19 protein-coding genes are annotated in these 21,617 nt (G+C 46.0%); 11 read left to right on the top strand and 8 right to left on the bottom strand.

Annotated features, from left to right (window positions below):
- Window positions 1-99: 99 nt before the first annotated feature.
- Both H8K52_RS18370 and H8K52_RS18365 read left to right on the top strand, forming a co-directional pair.
- Window positions 100-279: a hypothetical protein gene (locus H8K52_RS18370; protein WP_186924365.1), complete on the top strand. Its 180-nt coding sequence runs from the start codon at window positions 100-102 to the stop codon at window positions 277-279.
- 33 nt (window positions 280-312) lie between these two features.
- Window positions 313-621 carry an RHS repeat domain-containing protein gene (locus H8K52_RS18365; RefSeq protein ID WP_186924364.1) on the top strand — a complete coding sequence of 103 codons (309 nt, stop codon included), beginning with the start codon at window positions 313-315 and terminating at the stop codon, window positions 619-621.
- A 71-nt stretch (window positions 622-692) separates the two neighbouring features.
- Here the strand turns inward: H8K52_RS18365 and ychF are convergent, their stop codons facing one another.
- Both ychF and H8K52_RS18355 read right to left on the bottom strand, forming a co-directional pair.
- Window positions 693-1,784, bottom strand: coding sequence for a redox-regulated ATPase YchF (gene ychF / locus H8K52_RS18360; RefSeq protein WP_186924363.1), 1,092 nt, complete (start codon window positions 1,782-1,784; stop codon window positions 693-695).
- Between the two features lie 134 nt (window positions 1,785-1,918).
- On the bottom strand, window positions 1,919-3,304 hold the full coding sequence (locus tag H8K52_RS18355) for an MATE family efflux transporter (protein WP_186924362.1): 1,386 nt from the start codon (window positions 3,302-3,304) through the stop codon (window positions 1,919-1,921).
- Between the two features lie 204 nt (window positions 3,305-3,508).
- Between H8K52_RS18355 and H8K52_RS18350 the strand changes: the two genes are divergently transcribed.
- From H8K52_RS18350 to H8K52_RS18340, 3 genes are all read left to right on the top strand, one after another.
- Window positions 3,509-4,453, top strand: a complete 945-nt coding sequence (locus H8K52_RS18350; protein WP_246464678.1) for an SPFH domain-containing protein — start codon at window positions 3,509-3,511, stop codon at window positions 4,451-4,453.
- Window positions 4,454-4,662: 209 nt separating this feature from the next.
- Window positions 4,663-4,860, top strand: a complete 198-nt coding sequence (locus H8K52_RS18345) for a type II toxin-antitoxin system antitoxin (protein ID WP_186924361.1) — start codon at window positions 4,663-4,665, stop codon at window positions 4,858-4,860.
- Window positions 4,861-5,229: 369 nt separating this feature from the next.
- The gene (locus tag H8K52_RS18340; protein WP_246464676.1) at window positions 5,230-8,016 is read left to right on the top strand and encodes a TonB-dependent receptor plug domain-containing protein; all 2,787 of its coding nucleotides are present in this window, start codon (window positions 5,230-5,232) and stop codon (window positions 8,014-8,016) included.
- 95 nt (window positions 8,017-8,111) lie between these two features.
- Here H8K52_RS18340 and pth read toward each other — a convergent pair whose 3' ends face one another.
- A complete protein-coding gene (gene pth / locus H8K52_RS18335; RefSeq protein ID WP_186924360.1) occupies window positions 8,112-8,690 on the bottom strand; it encodes an aminoacyl-tRNA hydrolase in 579 nt (192 codons plus the stop codon).
- Between the two features lie 330 nt (window positions 8,691-9,020).
- On the bottom strand, window positions 9,021-11,888 hold the full coding sequence (gene uvrA / locus H8K52_RS18330) for an excinuclease ABC subunit UvrA (protein WP_186924390.1): 2,868 nt from the start codon (window positions 11,886-11,888) through the stop codon (window positions 9,021-9,023).
- A 384-nt stretch (window positions 11,889-12,272) separates the two neighbouring features.
- Here uvrA and H8K52_RS18325 point away from each other — a divergent pair, with 384 nt between their 5' ends.
- The 3 genes from H8K52_RS18325 to H8K52_RS18315 all read left to right on the top strand — a co-directional run bounded on the left by H8K52_RS18325 (window position 12,273) and on the right by H8K52_RS18315 (window position 15,344).
- Window positions 12,273-13,520, top strand: a complete 1,248-nt coding sequence (locus H8K52_RS18325; RefSeq protein WP_246464675.1) for an MFS transporter — start codon at window positions 12,273-12,275, stop codon at window positions 13,518-13,520.
- Between the two features lie 160 nt (window positions 13,521-13,680).
- Window positions 13,681-14,187 carry a single-stranded DNA-binding protein gene (gene ssb, locus H8K52_RS18320; RefSeq protein ID WP_186924359.1) on the top strand — a complete coding sequence of 169 codons (507 nt, stop codon included), beginning with the start codon at window positions 13,681-13,683 and terminating at the stop codon, window positions 14,185-14,187.
- 362 nt (window positions 14,188-14,549) lie between these two features.
- Window positions 14,550-15,344: an EAL domain-containing protein gene (locus H8K52_RS18315; protein WP_186924358.1), complete on the top strand. Its 795-nt coding sequence runs from the start codon at window positions 14,550-14,552 to the stop codon at window positions 15,342-15,344.
- A gap of 35 nt (window positions 15,345-15,379) precedes the next feature.
- Here H8K52_RS18315 and H8K52_RS18310 read toward each other — a convergent pair whose 3' ends face one another.
- Window positions 15,380-15,796, bottom strand: a complete 417-nt coding sequence (locus H8K52_RS18310; protein WP_186924357.1) for a hypothetical protein — start codon at window positions 15,794-15,796, stop codon at window positions 15,380-15,382.
- Between the two features lie 376 nt (window positions 15,797-16,172).
- On the bottom strand, window positions 16,173-16,607 hold the full coding sequence (locus H8K52_RS18305; RefSeq protein WP_186924388.1) for an Lrp/AsnC family transcriptional regulator: 435 nt from the start codon (window positions 16,605-16,607) through the stop codon (window positions 16,173-16,175).
- Between the two features lie 261 nt (window positions 16,608-16,868).
- Here H8K52_RS18305 and H8K52_RS18300 point away from each other — a divergent pair, with 261 nt between their 5' ends.
- Together H8K52_RS18300 and H8K52_RS18295 are read left to right on the top strand one after the other, a co-directional pair.
- Window positions 16,869-17,981, top strand: coding sequence for an ornithine cyclodeaminase (locus H8K52_RS18300; RefSeq protein ID WP_186924356.1), 1,113 nt, complete (start codon window positions 16,869-16,871; stop codon window positions 17,979-17,981).
- A 264-nt stretch (window positions 17,982-18,245) separates the two neighbouring features.
- Complete coding sequence (locus tag H8K52_RS18295; RefSeq protein WP_222613839.1) at window positions 18,246-18,530, top strand: hypothetical protein; 285 nt, start codon at window positions 18,246-18,248, stop codon at window positions 18,528-18,530.
- Window positions 18,531-18,574: 44 nt separating this feature from the next.
- Here the strand turns inward: H8K52_RS18295 and H8K52_RS18290 are convergent, their stop codons facing one another.
- Window positions 18,575-18,826 carry a hypothetical protein gene (locus tag H8K52_RS18290; protein ID WP_186924354.1) on the bottom strand — a complete coding sequence of 84 codons (252 nt, stop codon included), beginning with the start codon at window positions 18,824-18,826 and terminating at the stop codon, window positions 18,575-18,577.
- Window positions 18,819-18,962 (bottom strand): hypothetical protein, encoded by a 144-nt coding sequence (locus H8K52_RS18285; protein ID WP_186924353.1) that lies wholly within the window; start codon window positions 18,960-18,962, stop codon window positions 18,819-18,821. The genes H8K52_RS18290 and H8K52_RS18285 overlap by 8 nt, the downstream gene beginning before the upstream one ends.
- 337 nt (window positions 18,963-19,299) lie before the next feature.
- Between H8K52_RS18285 and H8K52_RS18280 the strand changes: the two genes are divergently transcribed.
- A complete protein-coding gene (locus tag H8K52_RS18280) occupies window positions 19,300-21,369 on the top strand; it encodes an esterase-like activity of phytase family protein (RefSeq protein ID WP_246464673.1) in 2,070 nt (689 codons plus the stop codon).
- The last annotated feature ends 248 nt before the right edge of the window (window positions 21,370-21,617 follow it).

The raw sequence follows: 21,617 nt of genomic DNA, 5'->3' as shown, positions 1-21,617 counted from the left end.
CAAACTATTACATCCTAACATTCAGAATGAACGGTAAATTTACAGGTTTACCCCATCAAAACCAAACACTCAACAAACCACCGCATAATCGCTGCCATCATGGCAGCGATGCTGTTTTACGAGCCCGCTTTTGCGTCGGTCAGCGACATCAGCCTCAACATCGCAACGGATGCGCCACCAACAAAACCATCACAACAGATCACCTTCGGTGATAAAGCAAAAACCAACCCCTTTGTAAGCGCCACTGCAAAAGTGGGTGTAAGGAATCTCGCCTTGTAAGGCGAGATCGTTGCGCAGGGGCAAAGCGGTGCTTTGCCAATTCCCTGCTCCACCACCGATCGTCAACGCCGAACCACCCGTTACGAATACGATGTCCTAAATCGTTTGGTGAAGACCATCGCCGCCGATGGCACCAGCACCAGCAGCACCTACGATCTAGCAGGGCGGATAGAGAGCACAACCGATGCTAATGGTAAAAGCACGACCAATGGCTACGATTCCTTAGGATGTCTAATCAGATCAAGTGAAATTCTCGCTGTGCTGAACCATAAGGGAAGATGCAACATGACGTCGAACGGAATTGAGTTCGTGTCGATTTCGTCGGAAGTGTTTGGATTCTAAATTTTTCAAGAAAAAAGGGTCGCGTAACTCGTGACCCTTCTCTGACAGAACTAGTATGACTTAGATGTTATTTAAACATTAAACAAGAAATTCAAAACATCCCCATCTTTCACCACATATTCTTTACCCTCAGCGCGCATTTTGCCTGCTTCTTTGGCGCCAGCCTCGCCTTTGTGGGTGATGTAGTCATCAAACGCAATGGTTTGGGCGCGGATGAAGCCGCGTTCGAAATCGGTGTGAATCACGCCAGCAGCTTGCGGTGCTGTGTCGCCGACATGGATCGTCCAGGCGCGTACTTCTTTGACGCCAGCCGTGAAATAGGTTTGTAAGCCTAGGAGTTTAAATGCCGCGCGAATCAGGCGATCTAAGCCAGGTTCTTCCATGCCCATGTCTGCCAGAAATTCAGTTTTATCGGCATCTTCTAAATCGGCAATTTCAGATTCGATAGAAGCGCAGATGGCGACGATAGGTGCATTTTGTGATGCTGCGTAAGTCGTTAATTGATCCAGCAATGGGTTGTTCGTGAAGCCATGGTCAGAGACGTTGGCGACGTACATGGCTGGCTTAGCCGTGATCAAACACATCGGTTTGATGAGTGCCATTTCTTCTTTGTCTAAACCCATGGCGCGAATTGGCTTGGCATCATTTAAGCCTGGCATGATTTTTTCGAGCAGGGTGACGAGTTTCATTGCATCTTTGTCGCCCGAGCGCGCTTTTTTATTTTCGCGATGGATGGCTTTTTCTACCGAGCCCATGTCGGCTAGGCATAATTCGGTTTGAATCACTTCGATGTCGTCGAGCGGACTGACTTTGCCTGCGACGTGAATGACATTGTCATCTTCAAAACAGCGAACAACATTGACGATCGCGTCGGTTTCGCGAATGTGGGCTAAAAACTGATTGCCTAAGCCTTCACCTTTGGATGCGCCGGCGACCAAACCAGCGATATCGACAAACTCAACGATCGCGTTTTGGACGCGTTCTGGTTTGACGATTTCTGATAGCTGTTTCAAGCGCGGGTCTGGAACTTCAACCACACCAACATTTGGTTCAATCGTACAGAAAGGATAGTTTTCCGCTGGGATACCTGCTTTAGTCAAAGCATTAAAAAGCGTGGATTTGCCGACATTAGGTAGGCCGACGATGCCGCATTGAAGACTCATGATGAACTTTGCTCAGAAATAAATGCGCAACATGTTGATTGCGCAAATAGAAAGATTATGGGAATGAATCCGACATTTTACACTATGTGCTTTTTGGTGCGACTTATTCAGGCGCATCATACCGAGAGAAGGCATTATTCTTCTGCATTTAAGTGATAGGCGATTCGAGTGCTGGAAAGTCTATGTAAGAAGATGGCAAGCAAAATTGCCGCGACCGTCAGACCCAAAACCAAGCCTATCCAAAAACCGCTAGCCTCCATAGGTTTAGCAGGGTGCCAAGGCATCCAGTCAGGTGCTAAACCTAATGCTAAACCGATAGGCAGGGCAAATCCGTAAAACGCCATGATATGGATGAACATCGGCACGCGAGTCACTTTGTAGCCGCGTAAGGCGCAAGACAAGGTGACTTGGGCAGCATCCGACAATTGAAAAATGGCTGCTAACAACAGTAAGTTTGCCGCGACTTCTTGAACCGCTGGATCTGAGGTGTACGCCGCAGCGACCTGATGACGGAAGAGCGTCATTAAGGTGGCAGAAAAGACCGCAATGACTAAGGAGAGTCCAACGCCGGTCCATGAGACAAAGCGAGCTCGAACTACATCACCTTCGCCCAAAGTTTGACCGACGCGAGTCGTCAATGCAATCCCTAGGCTCATGGGCACCATAAAAATAAGGGAGGAGAAATTGAGCGCGATCTGGTTAGCCGAAATTGCCACCACACCAAAGCGAGCGACCAGTAAGCCAACTGCACAGAACGCAGAAACTTCAGCGAAGTAAGTGACACCTATAGGCAAACCAATTCTCAGCATTGAGCGGATTTCGCTCCATTTTGGCGCTTCTCGATGGGTGAATGGATATGTCTGGCGATATACTGGGGCACGACGCATCCACCATAACATCACACCCAGCATCAGCCACATCGCGACACCGGTCGCCAGTGCGCAGCCCGTCGAGCCTAATTGCGGCAAACCAAATTTGCCATAAATAAAGAGGTAATTAACGATGATGTTAAAGATGAGTCCAACGATCGCAATCATCATGACTGGCTTGGTTTCATTTAGGCTGGTCGTGTAGCTGTAGAGCGCGCGGTACATGGCGAATGCCGGCATGCCGATACTGATCACGCGTACGAATTCGGTTGCCTTTTGTTGCACGAAAGGCTCAAGTTGTAAGTAATCAAATACGGCCGTGGAAAGATTTAATAAAAGGCAAGCGATCATGCCAATGCCAAAGGCCATGCACATCGATTGACGCATGATGTGCGGGATCTTGTCGAAAGCACCAGCACCCACTTCATGTGATACCACGGCATTAATGGAAATCATGATTCCCATTACGGTGACCAAAATAATCGACCAAAGGGAGGCGCCTAGCGCGACTGCTGCTAAATCTTGAGCACTGAAATGGCCTGCCATGGCAACGTCAGCAACTGACATGCCAACGGTGGCGAGTTGCCCAATTAGCACAGGCCAGGCGATTTGCCAAAGCTTGGCAAGTTCGCTACGTATTTTGGTTTTCATTGAGGGCGAAGGAGTTCTGCTATGTCGGCGCATCTTACCTGAACTGCCAATTTTGGTGGTTGTCATAGCTTGAAAAATTTTACAAAAAGTCTTGACATTGATTTCAAGTGATCCTAAAGTGATATCACTTTGATTTCAGTGGTTGAGGAAGTTGATCCGTATTGACGGTCTAACATTTGTGGAAGATTTTTTATGGAGAATAAAATGAACAGCGAAACGCAGGCAGAAAAATCAGGCGCAAGGCAAATTGCCAGAAAAGCGATTGTGCGCAAAGACATACAGGAACGCCAACTACAATCAATGGATGGCTATTTGATGCTTGGTTGTGGTGTGTTATTGCATGTGGCCGGTATTTATCTGCTGCTGACGGTTAGCGCGCCACAGATATTGGGGGTGTTGGCGATCTTGTTGCTCAATGTGGTAGGGACGATGATTTTTGCTGGCCTGTATATGTTGCAACCTAACGAAGCCGCTTTACTTTCTTTGTTTGGACAATACAAAGGCACGGATCGTAGCGAAGGATTGCGCTGGGCGAATTTTTTATATACCAAACGTAAGCTCAGTTTGCGTGCCCGCACCTTAAATACGCCACCACTCAAAGTGAATGATAAGCGTGGAAATCCAGTAGAAATTGGCGCAGCGATCGTCTGGCGGGTAGAAGAGACGGCCTTGGCAGTGTTTAATGTTGATGATTTTGAACGGTTCGTCCACGTGCAGGCAGAGGCGGCCTTGCGTCACTTGGCCGCGCAATACGCCTATGATGATGGCGAGGATTTGGCAGCAGGTGAAACCACTTTACGGGCGGGTATGGATGTCGTTGCGAATGCGATGCGACAAGAGCTACACAATCGGTTTGTGGCGGCAGGTATTGATGTTGAAGATGCGAAGTTAACGCACTTGGCCTATGCCCAAGAAATCGCCCAAGTGATGCTACGCCGTCAACAGGCTGAGGCCATTATCAGTGCCCGCAAAAAGATCGTGCATGGCGCTGTGACCATGGTTGAGGAGGCACTATTAGGTCTGTCTGCGAGGAAAATTGTTGAACTCGACGATGAGCGCAAAGCGGCTATGGTGAGTAATTTGCTGGTGGTGTTGTGTTCGGATAAAGAGACTCAGCCGGTGATTAACACGGGCACACTTTACAATTGATATTCAGTACCGCGCGACATTCGCAAGAATCGGATAAGGAAGTCCGATTCTTGCAGCAAGGAGGATAATAATGACTGGTGTATCGATCGTGTTGCTTATTGTGGTTATCGCAGGCATGAGTAAAACGAAAAGGCTGCAACGAAGCGGCGGTGTAAAAAAATAAATGCCTCACAACGAGGCGCCGTGTAAAAATGTAATCAAGAGACAATATGGCAAGTCCAGGTAAAAAATCGTTTCCGCTGCGTATTGATCCGGTCTTGTGGGCTGAGATTGAACGTATGGCCGCGCAGGAATTGCGTAGTGCTAACGCTCAGGTTGAATATCTATTGCGACAGGCGTTAGGACAGCGTGGTCGAAAACTGCCTGCTGCTGACAGTAGTCCTGTCGATGACGAGCATCAAGACTAGTTTTTGACGTCAACACAAATCCCCAGAAGTCAATTCTAACTAGTCCGGTGAATACTTTTTTTCAATATAAAAAAAGCATTCACCGGTTTTTTTTGCGCGCTTGAGTTTTAATCAATTTATTTTTGAAATTAAATTTTCAAAAATAACAATATAATTTGTCTCATTTTGGTATTGCATAGAGTATTTTGTAAGGAGTCTTACAAAAATGCTGGATCTTTTTTGGTGAATTCTTGTACTATAAACGCAGGTCTAAACTAATAATGAAAATAAAATTTCAAAATTTGCACGATTGCTTGAATTCCTCAATTTGATGTTTCAAGTTGTCAGGTAAATTGAAGTACAAAATTCAACACAAACAAGAGAGAAAACATGAAACTCAAACAGATGACAAAAGCATTGATGGCAATTGGTGTGGTTCATACACTCGTCGCTATGACACCTGCAGTAGCGCAAGAAGCGCAAACTAAGGTGCAAAGAGTTGAGGTAACAGGTTCTAGCATCAAACGAACCAGTCTCGAGTCTGCAGCTTCACTACAAGTTTTGACCCGTCAGGATATCGAACGCAGTGGTTCAGCGACCGCCTTGGGCATTTTGACTGATACCGTTGCTGTTAGTACCGATTTGAATTCTGGAACCCAAGGCTCTGGTGGATTCGCGACTGGCGCTTCTGCGGTGAGTATGCGTGGTTTTAGTAAAGTTTCTACGCTGGTTTTGGTCAATGGCCGTCGTATTGCACCGTATGGCTTGTCAGATGGCGCGCAAGAGAATTTTTCTAACTTAGATGCGATTGCAGCGGATTCGATTGAACGTATCGAAATTTTGAAAGATGGTGCCTCAGCGATTTACGGCTCTGATGCTATCGCTGGTGTAATTAATATTATTTTGCGCAAAGATTACCAAGGTGCGCAAATCAAAGCTGGTTTCCGTAATTCAGAAAACTTCAGCGACAACCGTAGTCGCAACGTCTCTGCTATTTATGGATTTGGCGATATCGACACGCATGGCTTTAATACCTATTTGACAGTCGAAGGCTACAAGCGTGATGGTTATACCACGGGTGATCTGCGTAATCATTACCCTGAATGGCATCGTCAGACACCAGGTCGTTCGACTTGGGATGCAAAGTCAGCTTACTCACCAACTGGCAACTATTTCATCAGTAGTACCAACATTGTCGCGGCACCAGGCTGTCCGGCTGCGGATATCGATCCAGTTGATAAGCAGTGTAAATTTGATGTGCTGCCATACTCTGGATTAACGACAAATAATGAGCGTTATGCATTGGCAAGTAATACCCATTTTAAGATTGGCAAAGAGATCAATGCGAATCTTGAATTGACGTATGCTACTGCACTGAATTCCTATATCGTCGCACCTTTCACAACACCAACGACATCAGGTTCTAGCATCTGGTACAACGTGTATGGCGCGAAAATGGTAGGACCATTTACGTATCCAAAACTGCCAGTGGGTCACCCAAGCAATCCATACACAACACCTGTTGAAATTCGTACGCGTATGATGGATACCGGTGATGGCTTTAACTTCAATAAAACGAATTCCGAGCAATATCGCGTGATGTTGGCGTTGGACGGCACGGTCGGTAGTTTTGATTGGAAGTCAGCTTTTGGTCACATGGATTCTACTGCTGATAAATCGACGCGCTCCACTAGCGCCAAAGGTTATACCGACGCGATTCTGAACAAGACTTATAAGTTTGGGCAGAAGAATGATGCGGCAGTCTTGGAAAGCATGTTCCCTATCCGTACGACGAAGGGGCAATCCACGATCACGTTCCTCGATGGCACGATCACCGGTGAAGTCATGCAGTTACCTGCCGGACCTTTGTCAATCGCTTTAGGTGGTGATATTCGTCGTGAATCTTATCAAATGAAGAGTTCAGACAATGTTCTCAACGGTGAGTTGGTTGGCGTTTTTGGATTGCAAGTGAAAGATACGCGTAATCAATACGCCTTGTTTAGTGAAGCTACCATTCCAGTCCTCAAAACTTTGGAAATGAGTGCAGCATTGCGTGCAGATAAAACTGTCGGTTTTGATGCACACGTTTCTCCAAAATTGGGATTGCGTTTTAGTCCAAGTGACAGCCTCTTGTTGCGTGCGACAGCCGCAGGTGGTTTCCGCGCACCGAATATTGTTGAATCTGGAAACGGCTTAGGTCGTAGCTCTGTAGCGACTGGTGTCAATGATTTGCGTCGTTGCCCAATTGCGACCGAGTTAAACAATCTGATTCAAAACAATAAGGCAGCAACTACATCTGATAAAAACTTGGGTAATACTTATCGCAATGCAGATTGTTCAGCCGGTTTGCCGAGTTTTGTTGCGTCCAATCCGAATTTGGAACCAGAAACATCTCGTTCTTATACTTTAGGTATGGTTTTTGCACCGACCAAGCAATGGTCATTTGCAATGGACTACTACAATATCGAGCGCAAAGGCGAAATCGGTAGCCGTTCCGTTGTGGACATTTTGAAAGGCGAGGCAAGTCTGCCAGCTGGTCAGTTGTTGCGGGTTGATAACACAGCGACGGACAATGAATTCTTAGCTTTAGTGAAAAAATATGCACCGGGCAATACCACTAGCTTCCAAAACATTGGCAAACTTGGTTTGGTCTACAATCCATACGTCAATACTGGTAAAACTCGTGCATCTGGTTTGGATTTCGATTTAACATCCAGATTCAAGATTGCAAATGTAGGTGATCTACGTTTGCAATTGGAAGGTAACTATGTTTTGAACTATCAAGAATTTAGTCAAGCTGACAATGCATGGGGTCCTCGTCAAGAAGGTACTTATGATTTTGGTGGCAGTATGTCAGGCAAATTTGTTGCTGATTTGAAAACAGGTAACTGGGGCAATGCAGTTGTTGTTAACTACGGTAGCGGTTACAGTGCAAACAGTATTGCTTCACCAACTTACTGCGTAACGCAAAAAGTAGCACCAGAAAACATGGCAACATGTGAGCGCATTGATGCCTCAATTTTCGTCAACTATAGTTTGACTTACTCCGGCATCAAAAACACCACCTTGAATTTGTTCGTCGGTAATGTGTTCCAGGCAGAAAACCCAACTAACTGGCGCGGTGGTGCATCACCAACTTTCCGTACTTTCTACGTGAATGCAACTTACAAGTTCTAATTTTGTAATTGCATAGGTGGACGGATGATTGTTCACCTAAAAAAGCAAAAGCCCCAGACAAGCGATTGTCTGGGGCTTTTGCGTTGTGTTAGATCTTATTTGCTAATCGTATGCAGTTTGGTCATCGCATCAGCAAATTCACCCTTGATCAACATTGGGATAATCTCCAAGCCGCGCGCAATCGATTCATCGATCAATGGCTGTTCTTCTTTGCGTGGTCGATGTAAAACGAAGTCAGCCACGCCTTGTTGCAAATTCAAAGTCCGTGGATGACCGATGCCTATGCGCATGCGCCAGTAGTCTTGTGTGCCAAGAGCTGCGGTGATGTCTTTTAGGCCGTTGTGTCCACCAGATGAGCCGCCTTTCTTTAGCTTGGCTAGGCCAGGGGCGATGTCGAGTTCATCGTGTACGACCAATACTTGCTCCGGCATGATTTTGTAAAAACGGCAGATTGCGCCGACAGATTGCCCCGAGCGGTTCATAAAAGTTTGTGGCTGCAATAGCCAAACTTCTTCAGTTGCAATACGCGTCTTCGCGACCAAGGCATTGAAATTTTTATCGCGTTGCAAGCTGCTGCCAGCGAGTTGATCGACTAGCCAAAAACCCGCATTGTGGCGGGTTTGTTCATATTCAGGGCCTGGATTGCCTAGGCCTACGATTAGTTTGATGCTCATAATAATTTAAGAATTTTTTTGATCAAAAAGCTTTGCCGCAGAGGCGCAGAGGGTACAGAGTTTTTTTTGGAAAGTTTCTCTTCGTCTTCTGCGCCTCTGTGGCGAGAGAGTTTTTCTTTCTAAACCGATGTGACTATCCTTGTGTCGCTCCTGCGTAGGCAGGAGCCCAGCGTCGTTCGTTGATCAACTGACGACACTAGATTCCTGTCTGCGCAGGAATGACGGAGAATTACGTTCAAATCGCTCAAAAGCCTAGCCGCCTAGAAGCTGGTAGGCGGAGTTTTTGAGAGGGATTTCTCTGCGTACTCTGCGCCTCTGCGGCGAAAGCTTTTACTTCTTCTTCAACAGCGGCAACAAATAATGCCCAGTCACACTATGTTCATTCGCTGCCACATCTTCCGGTGTGCCGCTGGCAATAATGCGCCCACCACCAGCGCCGCCTTCTGGTCCCATATCAACGATCCAGTCCGCGGTTTTAATCACGTCCAGATTGTGTTCAATGATGACGACAGTATTTCCTTGATCGCGCAGTCGATGGATCACTTTCAACAACAAAGCGATATCGTGGAAATGCAAACCGGTGGTCGGCTCATCCAAAATATACAAGGTGCGACCCGTATCGCGCTTCGACAATTCTAAAGATAATTTCACACGTTGTGCTTCACCACCAGACAGCGTAGTCGCACTTTGGCCGAGGCGAATATAGCCGAGTCCGACATCCAACAGAGTTTGCAATTTACGCGCAATTAAAGGAACAGGTTTGAAGAATTCATGCGCGTCTTCGACCGTCATAGCCAAGATTTCGTTGATGTTCTTGCCCTTGTATTGCACTTCCAAAGTTTCGCGGTTGTAGCGTTTGCCGTGGCACACATCGCAAGGTACGTACACGTCAGGCAAGAAGTGCATTTCGACTTTGATCACGCCATCACCTTGGCAAGCTTCGCAGCGTCCGCCTTTGACATTGAAAGAAAAACGCCCGGCGCTGTAGCCGCGTTCTTTAGCGACGGGGACAGTCGCGAATAAATCGCGTATCGGTGTGAACAGACCAGTGTAAGTCGCAGGATTCGAGCGTGGAGTACGACCAATTGGCGCTTGATCGACGGCAATGACTTTATCAAAATGTTCTAGGCCGCTAATACTTTCAAACGCCGCTGGTTCAGTTTGTGAACCATACAGATGACGCGATGCCGCCAGGTATAAAGTATCGTTGACCAAGGTTGATTTACCCGAACCGGAAACGCCCGTCACGCAAGTCAGTAAACCGACCGGCAATTTCATCGTCACTTTTTTCAAGTTGTTGCCAGTCGCGCCGGCGATCACGAATTGTTTCTCTGGATTAAAGGCTGCGCGTTTTTTCGGTACTTCAATTTCCAATGCGCCGGATAAATATTGAGCAGTCAAGGAGCGCTTGCTTTGCATGATATCGTCAAGCGAACCTTGAGCGATGATTTCACCACCATGCACGCCAGCGCCTAAGCCCATGTCGACAATGAAGTCGGCGCAGCGAATGGCGTCTTCATCATGCTCAACCACGAGAACGCTATTGCCGATATCGCGGAGATGTTTGAGTGTGCCGATCAATCGGTCATTGTCACGTTGATGCAAACCGATAGACGGCTCATCCAAAACGTACATCACACCAGTTAGGCCTGAGCCGATTTGTGAGGCGAGGCGAATTCGCTGTGCTTCGCCGCCCGACAAAGTATCGGCGCTGCGATCTAGTGACAAATAGTCGAGACCAACATTGTTCAAGAATGTCAGACGTGAGCTGATTTCTTTAATGATACGATCCGCGATATCGCGCTTCGCTCCAGTTAATTTTAACTTACCAAAAAAGTCCATGCCTTCACGTAAAGGCATCGCACTGATTTCATAAATCGCGCGTTCTTGTTTTCCCGTGCCCACTTTCACAAAACGAGCTTCCACGCGCAAACGCGCGCCGTGGCATGATGGACATTCTTTCTCATTGATGAACTTCGCTAGCTCTTCCTTCACCGCCATTGAATCAGTTTCGCGATAACGTCTTTGCAGATTGGTGACCACGCCTTCAAAGGTATGTTCCTTGACGACAGTGCGACCTTTTTCATTGATGTAAGTGAACGGGATGCTTTGCTTGCCAGAGCCATACAAAACGACTTGTTGTGCGGCTTCGGGTAGCTGTTCAAATGGTACATCTAGATCGAAATCATAGAAGGCTGCTAGGTTTGACAGCATTTGGAAATAGAACTGATTACGTCTATCCCAACCTTTAACCGCGCCACTCGCCAAGGATAAATTCGGGAAAGCGACGATGCGTTTAGGATCAAAGAATTCGATATGGCCGAGACCATCGCACTCCGGGCAAGCGCCCATAGGATTATTGAACGAGAAAAGGCGCGGTTCTAATTCTTGCAGACTATAGCCGCAAGTCGGGCAGGCAAACTTGTTTGAGAATAATTGCTCGTGACCGCTATCCATATCGACCACCAAGGCGCGACCTTCGGCAATGCGCAGACAGGTTTCAAAGGACTCGGCTAAGCGTTGCTTAATTTCTGCTTTGACTTTGACACGATCAACTACGACATCAATCGTGTGTTTTTCGGTTTTCTTGAGTTTCGGTAAATCATCAACATCGTAAATCTTCGCATCGTGGGTGCCACTCTGCACACGGAAACGCACAAAACCCTGCGCCTGCATTTGCTCAAACAAATCGACGTGCTCACCTTTACGATTCGATACCACCGGCGCCAAAATCATCAGCTTGCTATCTTCTGGCATCGCTAACACGGCGTCGACCATTTGCGAAACTGATTGGGCTGCTAAAGGATTTTCGGGGTGATCTGGGCAGTAGGGTGTGCCAACGCGGGCATACAGCAAACGCAGGTAATCATGAATTTCGGTGACGGTACCGACGGTCGAACGTGGATTATGCGAAGTCGCTTTTTGTTCAATCGAAATCGCTGGCGACAAGCCTTCGATCAAATCCACATCCGGCTTTTCCATCAATTGCAAAAACTGACGTGCGTAAGCAGATAAGGATTCCACATAACGACGCTGGCCTTCTGCATACAAAGTATCAAACGCGAGTGAAGATTTGCCCGAGCCTGATAAACCGGTGATCACAACCAGCTTATTGCGTGGAAGATCAATGCTGATATTTTTCAGATTATGTGTACGTGCACCACGAACCCGGATCGCGTCCTTCTTGGGGAGCGGCATGTCCACGAGATCGAATTCGATTTCTGCGGGCGCGGACTTCAGGGATTTCTTAGTTTTGCTAGTGGTCATGAAACAATTCCTGCAGGATTCCTGCTGATTGAAAAGATATAAGTGTAATAAAAAGAAGAGTAATTATTCAATTGGCGACTCGGATTGGTTTTGTCGATGACAGGATTTAATCTCTATCAAAGGAACAAACACAAATCGCGGTCGCATTTCGAAATGAAAAGCAAGCAACCTGATACTATAACGGGTTTTCAAAAATAAGCGCGGGTGTCGAATCAAATTGTCCCGAGAATCATGTTTAGGGATGATGGCACTCGGTTATTGCCTGAATTTTGCTGGTTTTTTTGCTGTATTAGTCTTATGAATAGCGCAACACCTATGAGCTCACAACCGCTCTCATCAACTTCAGTCCCCAACAAAATGTCATCGTCCGAAATTCGGGCTGGTGCCTCTTTGGCATCCATCTTCGCCTTACGGATGTTCGGCTTATTTTTGATTCTGCCAATTTTTGCGATTCACGCCAAAACTTTGCCCGATGGCGACAATGCCGCCTTGGTCGGTATGGCGATGGGGATTTATGGCTTAACGCAAGCCTGCTTGCAGATTTTGTTTGGCATGGCTTCGGATAAATATGGTCGTAAGCCAGTAATTATTGTTGGATTGATCTTGTTCGCAGTAGGCGCTGTGATCGCAGCAATGTCGCATACAGTGATGGGCATCTTGATTGGACGTGCAGTGCAGGGCGCTGGTGCGATATCTGCGGCGATTACAGCTTTACTTGCTGACACCACCAGAGAGGAACACCGTACTAAGGCGATGGCGATGGTTGGTGGTTCTATCGGTATCAGCTTTGCCTTGTCGCTCGTGTTAGCGCCAGTTTTGTATCAACGCATAGGCATGGATGGCATCTTTATTTTGACAGCGATCATGGCGATTGCTGCGATCGGCGTCGTGACATGGGTGACACCCGATGCACCGTCGATACCGAATGTAAAAGTACCGCTCATTGAGGTATTGAAAAATCCAGAATTGATGCGTTTGAATTTAGGCGTATTCGTATTGCATCTCAGTCAGGTCGCGATGTTTGTGGTGGTACCGTCGGCATTAGTGCAATACGCACAGCTGCCTTTGGATAAACATTGGCAAGTGTATTTGCCAGTGGTCTTTGGATCTTTCTTTGTGATGTTACTGGCGATTATGCGTGGAGAGCGCAGCGGCAAAATGAAGCAGGTTTTTGTGTGGTCGATCGCCTTGCTGATGCTGGTGCAACTGGGCTTTTGGAGTTTCCTAGAAAATGCAACGATGTTGATCGCGATGCTATTTGCATTTTTCCTTGCCTTTAATATTTTGGAGGCGAGCCAGCCTTCCTTAGTTTCCCGTCTAGCACCGCCGTCAGCGAAAGGCGCTGCGCTCGGCGTATATAACACTTTGCAAGCGCTGGGTTTGGCCTGTGGTGGTTTTGTTGGTGGTTGGATGAAGCAACATATCAGTGCTAGTTCGGTGTTTATATTTACTGCAGTTTTGTCTTTAATCTGGCTTATAATCGCAAGCCGGATGCCGGAATTGCCCAAGCGCGCCAGCAAACCGGATTCTGAGAATACAAGCGACATCGCTAACGCGGTCTAGCCAGTATTTGCAGAAATGCAGTAAGCAAATTTGTCCTCCTGAATGGAAAGCATTTTTGATCTATTGAAACACGCGAGTTACGTTGATAAATTAAAGGTAGGTATTAACGATTCACAATTGAATTGATAATCTTACCGATTTGAGAGTAGGAGACATTAAGATGGCATCACTAAATAAAGTGTTGATTATTGGCAATCTGGGACGTGATCCAGAAACACGCTACATGCCAAGTGGCGATGCAATGACCACCATTGCAGTAGCAACCACAGAATCGTGGAAAGACAAACAAACCGGTGAAAAGAAAGAAGCGACTGAATGGCATCGCGTCACTTTCTTTGGCAAATTGGCAGAGATTGCTGGTCAATATCTGAAAAAAGGTTCACAGGTTTACATCGAAGGTAGCTTGCGCACACGTAAGTACACTGACAAAGATGGTGTAGAAAAATATGCGACCGACATTCGTGCTGACGAAATGAAAATGCTCGGCAGCCGTCAAGGTATGGGCGGTGGTGGCGGTGCTCCGATGGATGATGACGGCTATGGCGGCGGTGCTCCAGCGCCACGTCAACAGCAAGCTTACAGTGCGCCAGTGCAGCAACCGCGTCAAGCGCCACAACAGCGTCCAGCGCCGAATTTCTCAGATATGGATGACGATATTCCGTTCTAATTCGCAGTCAGTCGTAAATTGTAAAAAACCAGTTTTACCCGAGGGGTGTAACTGGTTTTTTTTTTGAGAGATCGAGATCTTCATGCTGTTCCTCATTGAGAGAGATTAAGATGTGAGACAGCGTGTCTATTTGTGGTAGTGCGTAGCTTAAACATGTGTTGCTAAGCTTAGACGATGTTATTATTTCCTAACACCTTATTGATGGTCACATATTCAATGTGAGTGCATCTGAAGCGTGGATGTAGTCGATAAGGCTCTGGTTTCTCTTAAAGAGTTAGATTAAAGCACCCGAAGGTATGCAATGTTAGAAAGCTTAGTTTCCTACTTGATTTAACTACTTTTGTAAGGATAGGAAATTCAATATGAGTGCGACTGTACCGATTTTTCCGGATAATTCTGATGACGCTAAGGCCAGCGGCGCGTGCGTCGGGTGTCGAAGTGATAGTCCTTTCGAGCTTGAATTTGAATTTGCTTATCAACCCATTGTTGACTTCGCAACCCGAACTATTTTTGCGCATGAAGCCTTGGTGCGCGGCACTCATGGTGAATCGGCAGCAAGTATTCTTGCGCAAGTGAATGACAGTAATCGGTATCGTTTTGATCAATTGTGTCGCGTGAAAGCCGTTGAAGGCGCGGCGCGATTGGGTATGCGAGAATTTCTGTCGATTAATTTTTTGCCAAATGCTGTGTATAAGCCAGAGGTCTGTATTCAGACCACACTGGAAGCGGCGCGTAAGTATCATTTTCCTATTGAGCGAATTATTTTTGAGGTGACCGAAGGAGAGCGAGTGCAAGATCGGCCGCACCTCGTGAATATCTTCAGGCAGTACAGTAATTTTGGGTTTATGACGGCGATAGATGATTTTGGCGCTGGGTATGCCGGGCTTAATCTTTTGTCAGAGTATCAGCCAGACATTATCAAAATCGATATGGATCTGGTGCGAGGGATTGACGCACATCCTGCCCGCCAAGCTATTGTTAAAGGCATAGCGTCTATTTGCCAAGAGTTAAATATTAAAATTCTAGCGGAAGGAATCGAGACGCGCGCTGAGCGGGATTTTCTTTGCTCTGTCGGAATTAACTTGATGCAAGGCTATTGGTTTAGTAAGCCGGTTTTTAAGGGGCTCGGCAACATTCCATCTTCTGCTTGGGAGTGAGTCAGAATCCAGCATGAGCCTACTTCATGCAGCCACTATTTTTCAAATTTATTGGTTTTCACATTGAATACGGTTTCTGGAATGCGCATGTCTGGAGCAATCGTATCGGGTGGATCTTCTGGTGCGATGGTATTGAGCCATAGGTCCATTTTGCTATTTGCTACCATGCCACTGTCTGCCTGTAGTCGGTCGGCATGAGGCTGCTGTGCTCGTCTTTCTAATCTACGTAACTCCTCTTCAGCGGAGACGGGATGTTGGCTGACATCACGTGCCGAGGGCGTATGGGGTTTTAATAATCGTTCTCGTCGTTTTTTTTCATCGGACTCTCGCAACTCTTTTTGCTTGCGTGCCTCGATGCGGTCTAAACTCGCTTGTATTTCAGGCGTACGTTTGAGCGTGCTTTTAGGTGTTTTGGCTTTGTCTAGCCCAAATAGTTTTTTAAGAAAATTCACGGTTTTTTTCCACTTGATTTACATGTCAATGAAGATAAGTCATGTCCATGTAGCGAGTTTAGTTTCCAAGTCACGAGACCATGAAACAAAAAATTGGCTACATGATGTTAAGCAATATCTGTGCCGTTAATTGACGCAACTTTTTTTGCTTAAGAGTCTCTGTTCAAAGAGATCCTATTCAATATTTTGATCCTATGACTCGCCACCTCGTTACATATAGTCATTGTTGACGATGTTCGTCGGAACTTTCTGCAAAGTCAGTAGTGATGGTATTGCTATCTCGATTCGCTGGCGACTGACTTTGCGTAATTGTTGTCAACCCCTATTGTGGAGATCGGTTTCTCGTAACTTTAGGAAAATTGCCGATCTTAAGGAATCACGCTTTATTTGATGTACGGTAGGTTTGCAAGTGGATACTGGTTTCGGTATTTTGAATCGCTTTGATTAAACGAATACGCTCGAGAACTGAGGATAATTCAGATAGATTTGTGGCGCGAAGGCTTGCCAATAAATCCCAGCGACCATTGGTGTCATGAATCTCCTCTATCCCCGGCTCACCAAGTAAGGTAGCAATGACAGCGCGGGTTTCGTTACCTTCTACGGCAATACTGATCCAAGCATGAATTTCATTTTGTTGCGCATCGGGTCGTAGTCTGACCGTATAGCCAACAATAATACCTTCATCTTCAAGCTTGGTGATCCTATTATTGACTGTGCCTCGTGACACTTTAAGTTTATGTGCCAGAGTGGCAATGCTCATCCTCGCATCTGTGCGCAAGAGTCCGATTAATTGTTGGTCTAAGGCATCCATATTGTTCATTTCGTTAATTCGCTATGTCATTTTGGCAGATATTTGACGAATTTGGTACATTTTTGCTGATTCTGTTTAACATTAACTTACCGTAAGATTCTTCCATTAAGTTTTTAAAGAACTTACGCAAAGTTGTTGCAGCGAGAGTCACCCAGTTGTTATGTCAATGATCTAGGTGAAATGTTGAGGATTCTCTTAACTGGCTGTAGAAATTTTACGCAAGTTCTCATGAATAGACTCACCATACAAACGGAGACAATTATGAGTACCAACAATGTAACTATCACACCACGTAAAGCAGTGACCCAATATTTGAGCGCGGAACGTGTCGCAGAAATCATCAATAAACGTGGCATTGGCGCTTGCATTACTGGCGTTGCTTCTTATATCAATCAAGATTTTTTACGCTGGAATTCGTTCGATAAATGTGCACGTGTTGCAAATCACTCTGACGTCGGCGTTATTGAATTGATGCCGATTGCGGATGACAAATCGTATGCATTTAAGTATGTGAACGGTCACCCGACAAATCATCGTTTTAATTTGCCAACTGTGATGGCATTTGGTGTGTTGGCTGATGTTGAAACTGGCGTACCCGAATTGGTCAGCGAATTGACCTTGACCACGGCGATACGCACTGCTGCTATGTCAGCTGTCGCCGCACGCGCTTTGGCACGTGACAATTGCAAAACGATGGCAATTATCGGCAATGGCGCACAAAGCGATTTTCAAGCTTTGGCCTTCCATCACTTATTAGGTGTAGAAACCTTTCATTTATTTGATATCGATAGTGGCGCCACGGATAAATTGGAAGTCAACCTGGCAAAATTTGGTTTAAAAACGAAACGCTTTAGCAGCACCAAAGGAGCGGTTAAGGGCGTTGATATTATTACGACGGTGACTGCCGACAAAACCAATGCAACGATCATTACGCCTGACATGATAGAGCCAGGTATGCATATTAATGGCGTTGGCGGAGACTGCCCAGGTAAAACGGAAATACATGCTGATGTGTTGCGTATGGGGCCGGTGTTCTGTGAGTTTGAACCACAATCCCGCATTGAAGGTGATATGCAGCAAATGCCAGCAGACTTCCCAGTGACAGAGCTGTGGACCGTACTCTCCGGTAAAGTGGTTGGACGTAGTAGTGCTGATCAAGTGACCATTTTTGACTCGGTAGGCTTTGCCCTAGAAGATTATTCTGCTTTACGTTTTATGCGTGATGTGGCGATCGAATTGGGTATGAGCGAGACTTTGTCCTTGATCCCCGCAATGGAAAATCCTAAGAATTTATTTGGTTTTATTGGCGATAACGCAAATTCTGCGCCATTGGCAGTTCCCGCTAGCCGTGGCGTACCAGCCTATGTTTCATAATTAAATATATTTCTAATTCATGAGAAAGCCCAAGTCTTGAAAGACTTGGGCTTTTTTATTTGGTGACATCCGAAAAAATCAAAAATAATCGCTAAATTCTTTAAAAAAACCTGAAACTTGTAAGAATTTGTGTCAACCGAACTAAATTGAACTGCGTTTTTTGTCCTAACAGCAGCTTTGTCGAATCCATAAAAGACAAAGACATTTAGGGGAGTTATAAAAATGATTTACGAAATTTTAGTCCGCCCGTCATACAACAAACTGATGACATCTAATCATTTGATCTGGATCGACAGCAATATGCCTACACGTTTCTTCGAACAATGGCTGCGTGACCATGCATTGTTGGATGGCTCTGGACGCTCTCCTATCGTTCGCTGGGGTATCGTACAAACGCAACGACCAGCGCACTTCCAGTTAGCCACACAAGAAGGCGCTCTGACAGATCGTATTGCCGAGTTGATGAGCGGTGCGACGCATTTGGCGGAATTGCCAGTCAGCGCGCGTGACGCGACACCATCTAAAGCTCCGGTATTTTTGGCAGCCTAAGTTTTAAGTAAGTTCCGATTGAAAAAGCTAGCAAATTGAGTTTGCTAGCTTTTTTCGTTTACTCCTTTTTGTGTCATGCTGTTTAGTCGATTTAGTTCGCCAGCATAAAGCGCAATATCTCTTTGTGTGACACTGCTTTCCTTTGCTCTTGCTAATTCTTTTTTGAATAAAGATTTCGTATCTTCAAAATCACTTCGATTCTTTGCATTTATTCCCAACTGAAAAATGAAATGGTGAATGTCATTTGCAATGAACCGTTCCATCGCTGCATTTGCACGGAAAATTTCACTATCCATCGATAGCCACACTTGGCGCTGCAAAATGCTGATCTTGAAAGAGATCGGCGGCAATTTGCGTTTGTGAGGCTGCCGCACAAACTGTTAATGCCGAGGTGAACAAGCCTATAACAAGGCATAGGCAGAGTTTACTCATGATCGTTCTCATTTCTGACTCGGTGAATATCACTAATAAGGCAGCGGCCGATACGTAGCTTTGCCAAATAATAATGCAGAACTACAGGATCTAGATTAATCGGCTTAGGCGATTAGAATTAGCCCCAAGTTTTAGAATTTTTAAAACGATTTTTGATGAAGGGACGAAATTGTCCCCATAACTTTTCTGTTTTCGGCGCGCATCACTCTCAAGAATCTGCGGCCTACGCATGTGAACAGATCAGCAACTGTCATATCGGCGACATATTCGTACACTACATTTCTCACTTTACTAGTTTTGAACGCGTCACGCCTGTCGCTTAAATAAAGAGGGAAATATGAAGCAAAGTAAAGTCATGATGAGTGTCAGCGTTGTTGCTGCAACTTTATTATCTGTCGCTTGCGGTAGTAGCGACAAAGCGTCCAACAATGAACCGGTTTCCGCAATTCCTGGGGTGTTTTTTGATGGTACCGTTGAAGGCTTAGATTATGTCGCGAATGGTGCGGCTAAGCTCAGCACAAACGCCAGCGGCGGCTTTGCATGCTATCCAGGACAACCGATTGTGTTTAGCATCGGTGGAATTACATTGGGCTCTGCACAGTGTAATGCCGTCATCACACCCTTGAATCTAGCTGCCAGTGACAATGTGAAAGACGATAAAGTCGTCAATCGCTTGTTGGCCTTGCAATTGCTTGATACCGATAATGATCCATCCAACGGTATCCAAATTTCGAACGAAGTGAAAACCACATTGGCCGGGCAAACTCTGGACTTTAGTGTCAATGCCGTAAGCTTCAATGCTGCAATGACCGCTGTGTTGGCAAAATTGCCTGCTAATTACAAAAGCCGAAGCGTTGATAGTGACAGACGTATTTTGGTACGTGAACACTTTGAAGATACATTGACGAGTAAGGTCGGAACAGTGATCAATGAAGCTGTGACACAAAATAATGCGCTTGGTGCAGTTAGCGCTACTGTCACACGTTATCAGATTCAGGCCGCTGATTCCTTTTATGTTCCTTATGAGGGGAGCATCGCTGCAGTTAAAGCCGATTTTCCAAAAGGCTTTTTACCGTCCTATGGTTCTGGTTTGACCTTCAAAGGCAAAGCCAGCGATGGTTCACTGGAGTTTTATGGAATCACGGATCGTGGTCCAAATGGTGATGGGCCGAAAGTACCAAATGCCATGATTACGACTGGTTCTACGGGTACTAGTGATGGCAAATTTTTCCCTTCTCCGAGTTTTACACCGTCGATTGGTGTTATCTCAGTGGGTAAGACTGGTGCAGTGCTGAAGTCAACGATGCCAATCAAGTTCTCAAGTTCGATTAATGCATCTGGTTTGTCTATCGCTGCAGGAAAAGTGGGTTCCTCAGGCGAAGTTCCGCTCACAGATGCCGCCAAATATGAAGCGAATACGAAAACGATCTTCAGCGATTACGGCATCGATACTGAATCTATCGTGTTGGATGTTGCTCGCAACGCGTTATGGGTTTCTGATGAGTATGGTCCATTCATCTTGAAGATCGATTTGAGTACTGGCGTTATTTTGAAAAAATATCAGCCAGGCACGAACGCCTCGGATTTGCCAGCGGTGTTGTTGAAACGTCGCGCGAATCGTGGCATGGAAGGCCTGAGTTTAGAATTAGCAAGTGGTAAATTGCATGGCTTTATCCAGAGTCCACTAGATGACGGCAAAGCCTCGTTTGTCGTTCCCGGTGCAAGTGCTGCGACGAGTGAAAGTATTAAGGATTATGCCAAGTTTAATCGCTGGGTCGAGTTTGATCCGAGCACAGAAAAAACGAAGTTGTATGCATATCCACTTGATCCAGCAATGTATTCTGGCGGTAAAACAGGTGGTGCGAAGTTAGGCGATTTGATCTCACTCGGGAATGGCAAATTTATCGTGATCGAACAAGGTGCTGGCACCGATGGCAAAGTGTTTAATCGTTTGATGTTAGTGCAGATCCCCAATAATGTGACAGATATTGCCGCGCTTAGTACTGATCTGGAAAAAAGCAGCATGACTGGTAGCGCTGTGAATGCCGTGAACTACGCCAATGTGGTGGTCTTGAAGAAAACGCTGTTGTTAGATTTGAATGCAGCGGGTTGGTTGGCGGAGAAAGCAGAAGGATTAGCACTGGTGGATGAGAATACCTTGGCACTGGCAAATGATGATGACTTTGGTTTAAAGACGATCGTGCAGAATGGCAGCGGTGCTATTGTTGATGGTGCTGATATCACCAAGTGCACAGTTGATTTGAATGGGGCGTTGGCGGCCAGTTCAAGTGCTGGATGTGCCGCGGGAAATACGACTCGTGTTGCTCGTGGTGCAGACACTGAACGACCAAATCGCTTGTGGTTAATTAAGTTCACTAAGAAATTGAACGAGTTTATTGTTCCATAAAATCTCCACTGTCATGAGTGATAAGCGCTGCCATTGGCGAATGGCGAGGTTTTTTAAACTCCCTAGAGTAGAGCATTTTGGCTAGCAGCTAAGTTGGAAAAAAGGGCACCGAGAGGTGCCCTTCAGACTGCTGACAAACCCCAAAAGGCCTCGCCAAGTGCGAGGCCTTTTGGTTTAATAGCGGCATGCTAAAAACACCCACACCTTTCCAACACGAATTAGAAATGGTCACCTTGGAACAACTGGTT

The organism is Affinundibacterium seohonense (assembly GCF_014284305.1).
GTDB lineage: Bacteria > Pseudomonadota > Gammaproteobacteria > Burkholderiales > Burkholderiaceae_D > Undibacterium > Undibacterium seohonense.
This window is presented reverse-complemented; position numbering and strand designations above follow the sequence as displayed.

What these genes read in the sequence shown, in the direction of transcription:
- H8K52_RS18295 (WP_222613839.1), top strand. Translation starts at nt 18,246, where the DNA reads ATGACATCTAATCATTTGATCTGGATCGACAGCAATATGCCTACACGT.
- H8K52_RS18370 (WP_186924365.1), top strand. Translation starts at nt 100, where the DNA reads ATGGCAGCGATGCTGTTTTACGAGCCCGCTTTTGCGTCGGTCAGCGAC.
- ychF (WP_186924363.1), bottom strand. Translation starts at nt 1,784, where the DNA reads ATGAGTCTTCAATGCGGCATCGTCGGCCTACCTAATGTCGGCAAATCC.
- H8K52_RS18300 (WP_186924356.1), top strand. Translation starts at nt 16,869, where the DNA reads ATGAGTACCAACAATGTAACTATCACACCACGTAAAGCAGTGACCCAA.
- H8K52_RS18345 (WP_186924361.1), top strand. Translation starts at nt 4,663, where the DNA reads ATGGCAAGTCCAGGTAAAAAATCGTTTCCGCTGCGTATTGATCCGGTC.
- H8K52_RS18280 (WP_246464673.1), top strand. Translation starts at nt 19,300, where the DNA reads ATGAAGCAAAGTAAAGTCATGATGAGTGTCAGCGTTGTTGCTGCAACT.
- H8K52_RS18290 (WP_186924354.1), bottom strand. Translation starts at nt 18,826, where the DNA reads ATGGATAGTGAAATTTTCCGTGCAAATGCAGCGATGGAACGGTTCATT.
- uvrA (WP_186924390.1), bottom strand. Translation starts at nt 11,888, where the DNA reads ATGCCGCTCCCCAAGAAGGACGCGATCCGGGTTCGTGGTGCACGTACA.
- ssb (WP_186924359.1), top strand. Translation starts at nt 13,681, where the DNA reads ATGGCATCACTAAATAAAGTGTTGATTATTGGCAATCTGGGACGTGAT.
- H8K52_RS18305 (WP_186924388.1), bottom strand. Translation starts at nt 16,607, where the DNA reads ATGGATGCCTTAGACCAACAATTAATCGGACTCTTGCGCACAGATGCG.
- H8K52_RS18325 (WP_246464675.1), top strand. Translation starts at nt 12,273, where the DNA reads ATGAGCTCACAACCGCTCTCATCAACTTCAGTCCCCAACAAAATGTCA.
- pth (WP_186924360.1), bottom strand. Translation starts at nt 8,690, where the DNA reads ATGAGCATCAAACTAATCGTAGGCCTAGGCAATCCAGGCCCTGAATAT.
- H8K52_RS18315 (WP_186924358.1), top strand. Translation starts at nt 14,550, where the DNA reads ATGAGTGCGACTGTACCGATTTTTCCGGATAATTCTGATGACGCTAAG.
- H8K52_RS18285 (WP_186924353.1), bottom strand. Translation starts at nt 18,962, where the DNA reads ATGAGTAAACTCTGCCTATGCCTTGTTATAGGCTTGTTCACCTCGGCA.
- H8K52_RS18355 (WP_186924362.1), bottom strand. Translation starts at nt 3,304, where the DNA reads ATGAAAACCAAAATACGTAGCGAACTTGCCAAGCTTTGGCAAATCGCC.
- H8K52_RS18340 (WP_246464676.1), top strand. Translation starts at nt 5,230, where the DNA reads ATGAAACTCAAACAGATGACAAAAGCATTGATGGCAATTGGTGTGGTT.
- H8K52_RS18350 (WP_246464678.1), top strand. Translation starts at nt 3,509, where the DNA reads ATGAACAGCGAAACGCAGGCAGAAAAATCAGGCGCAAGGCAAATTGCC.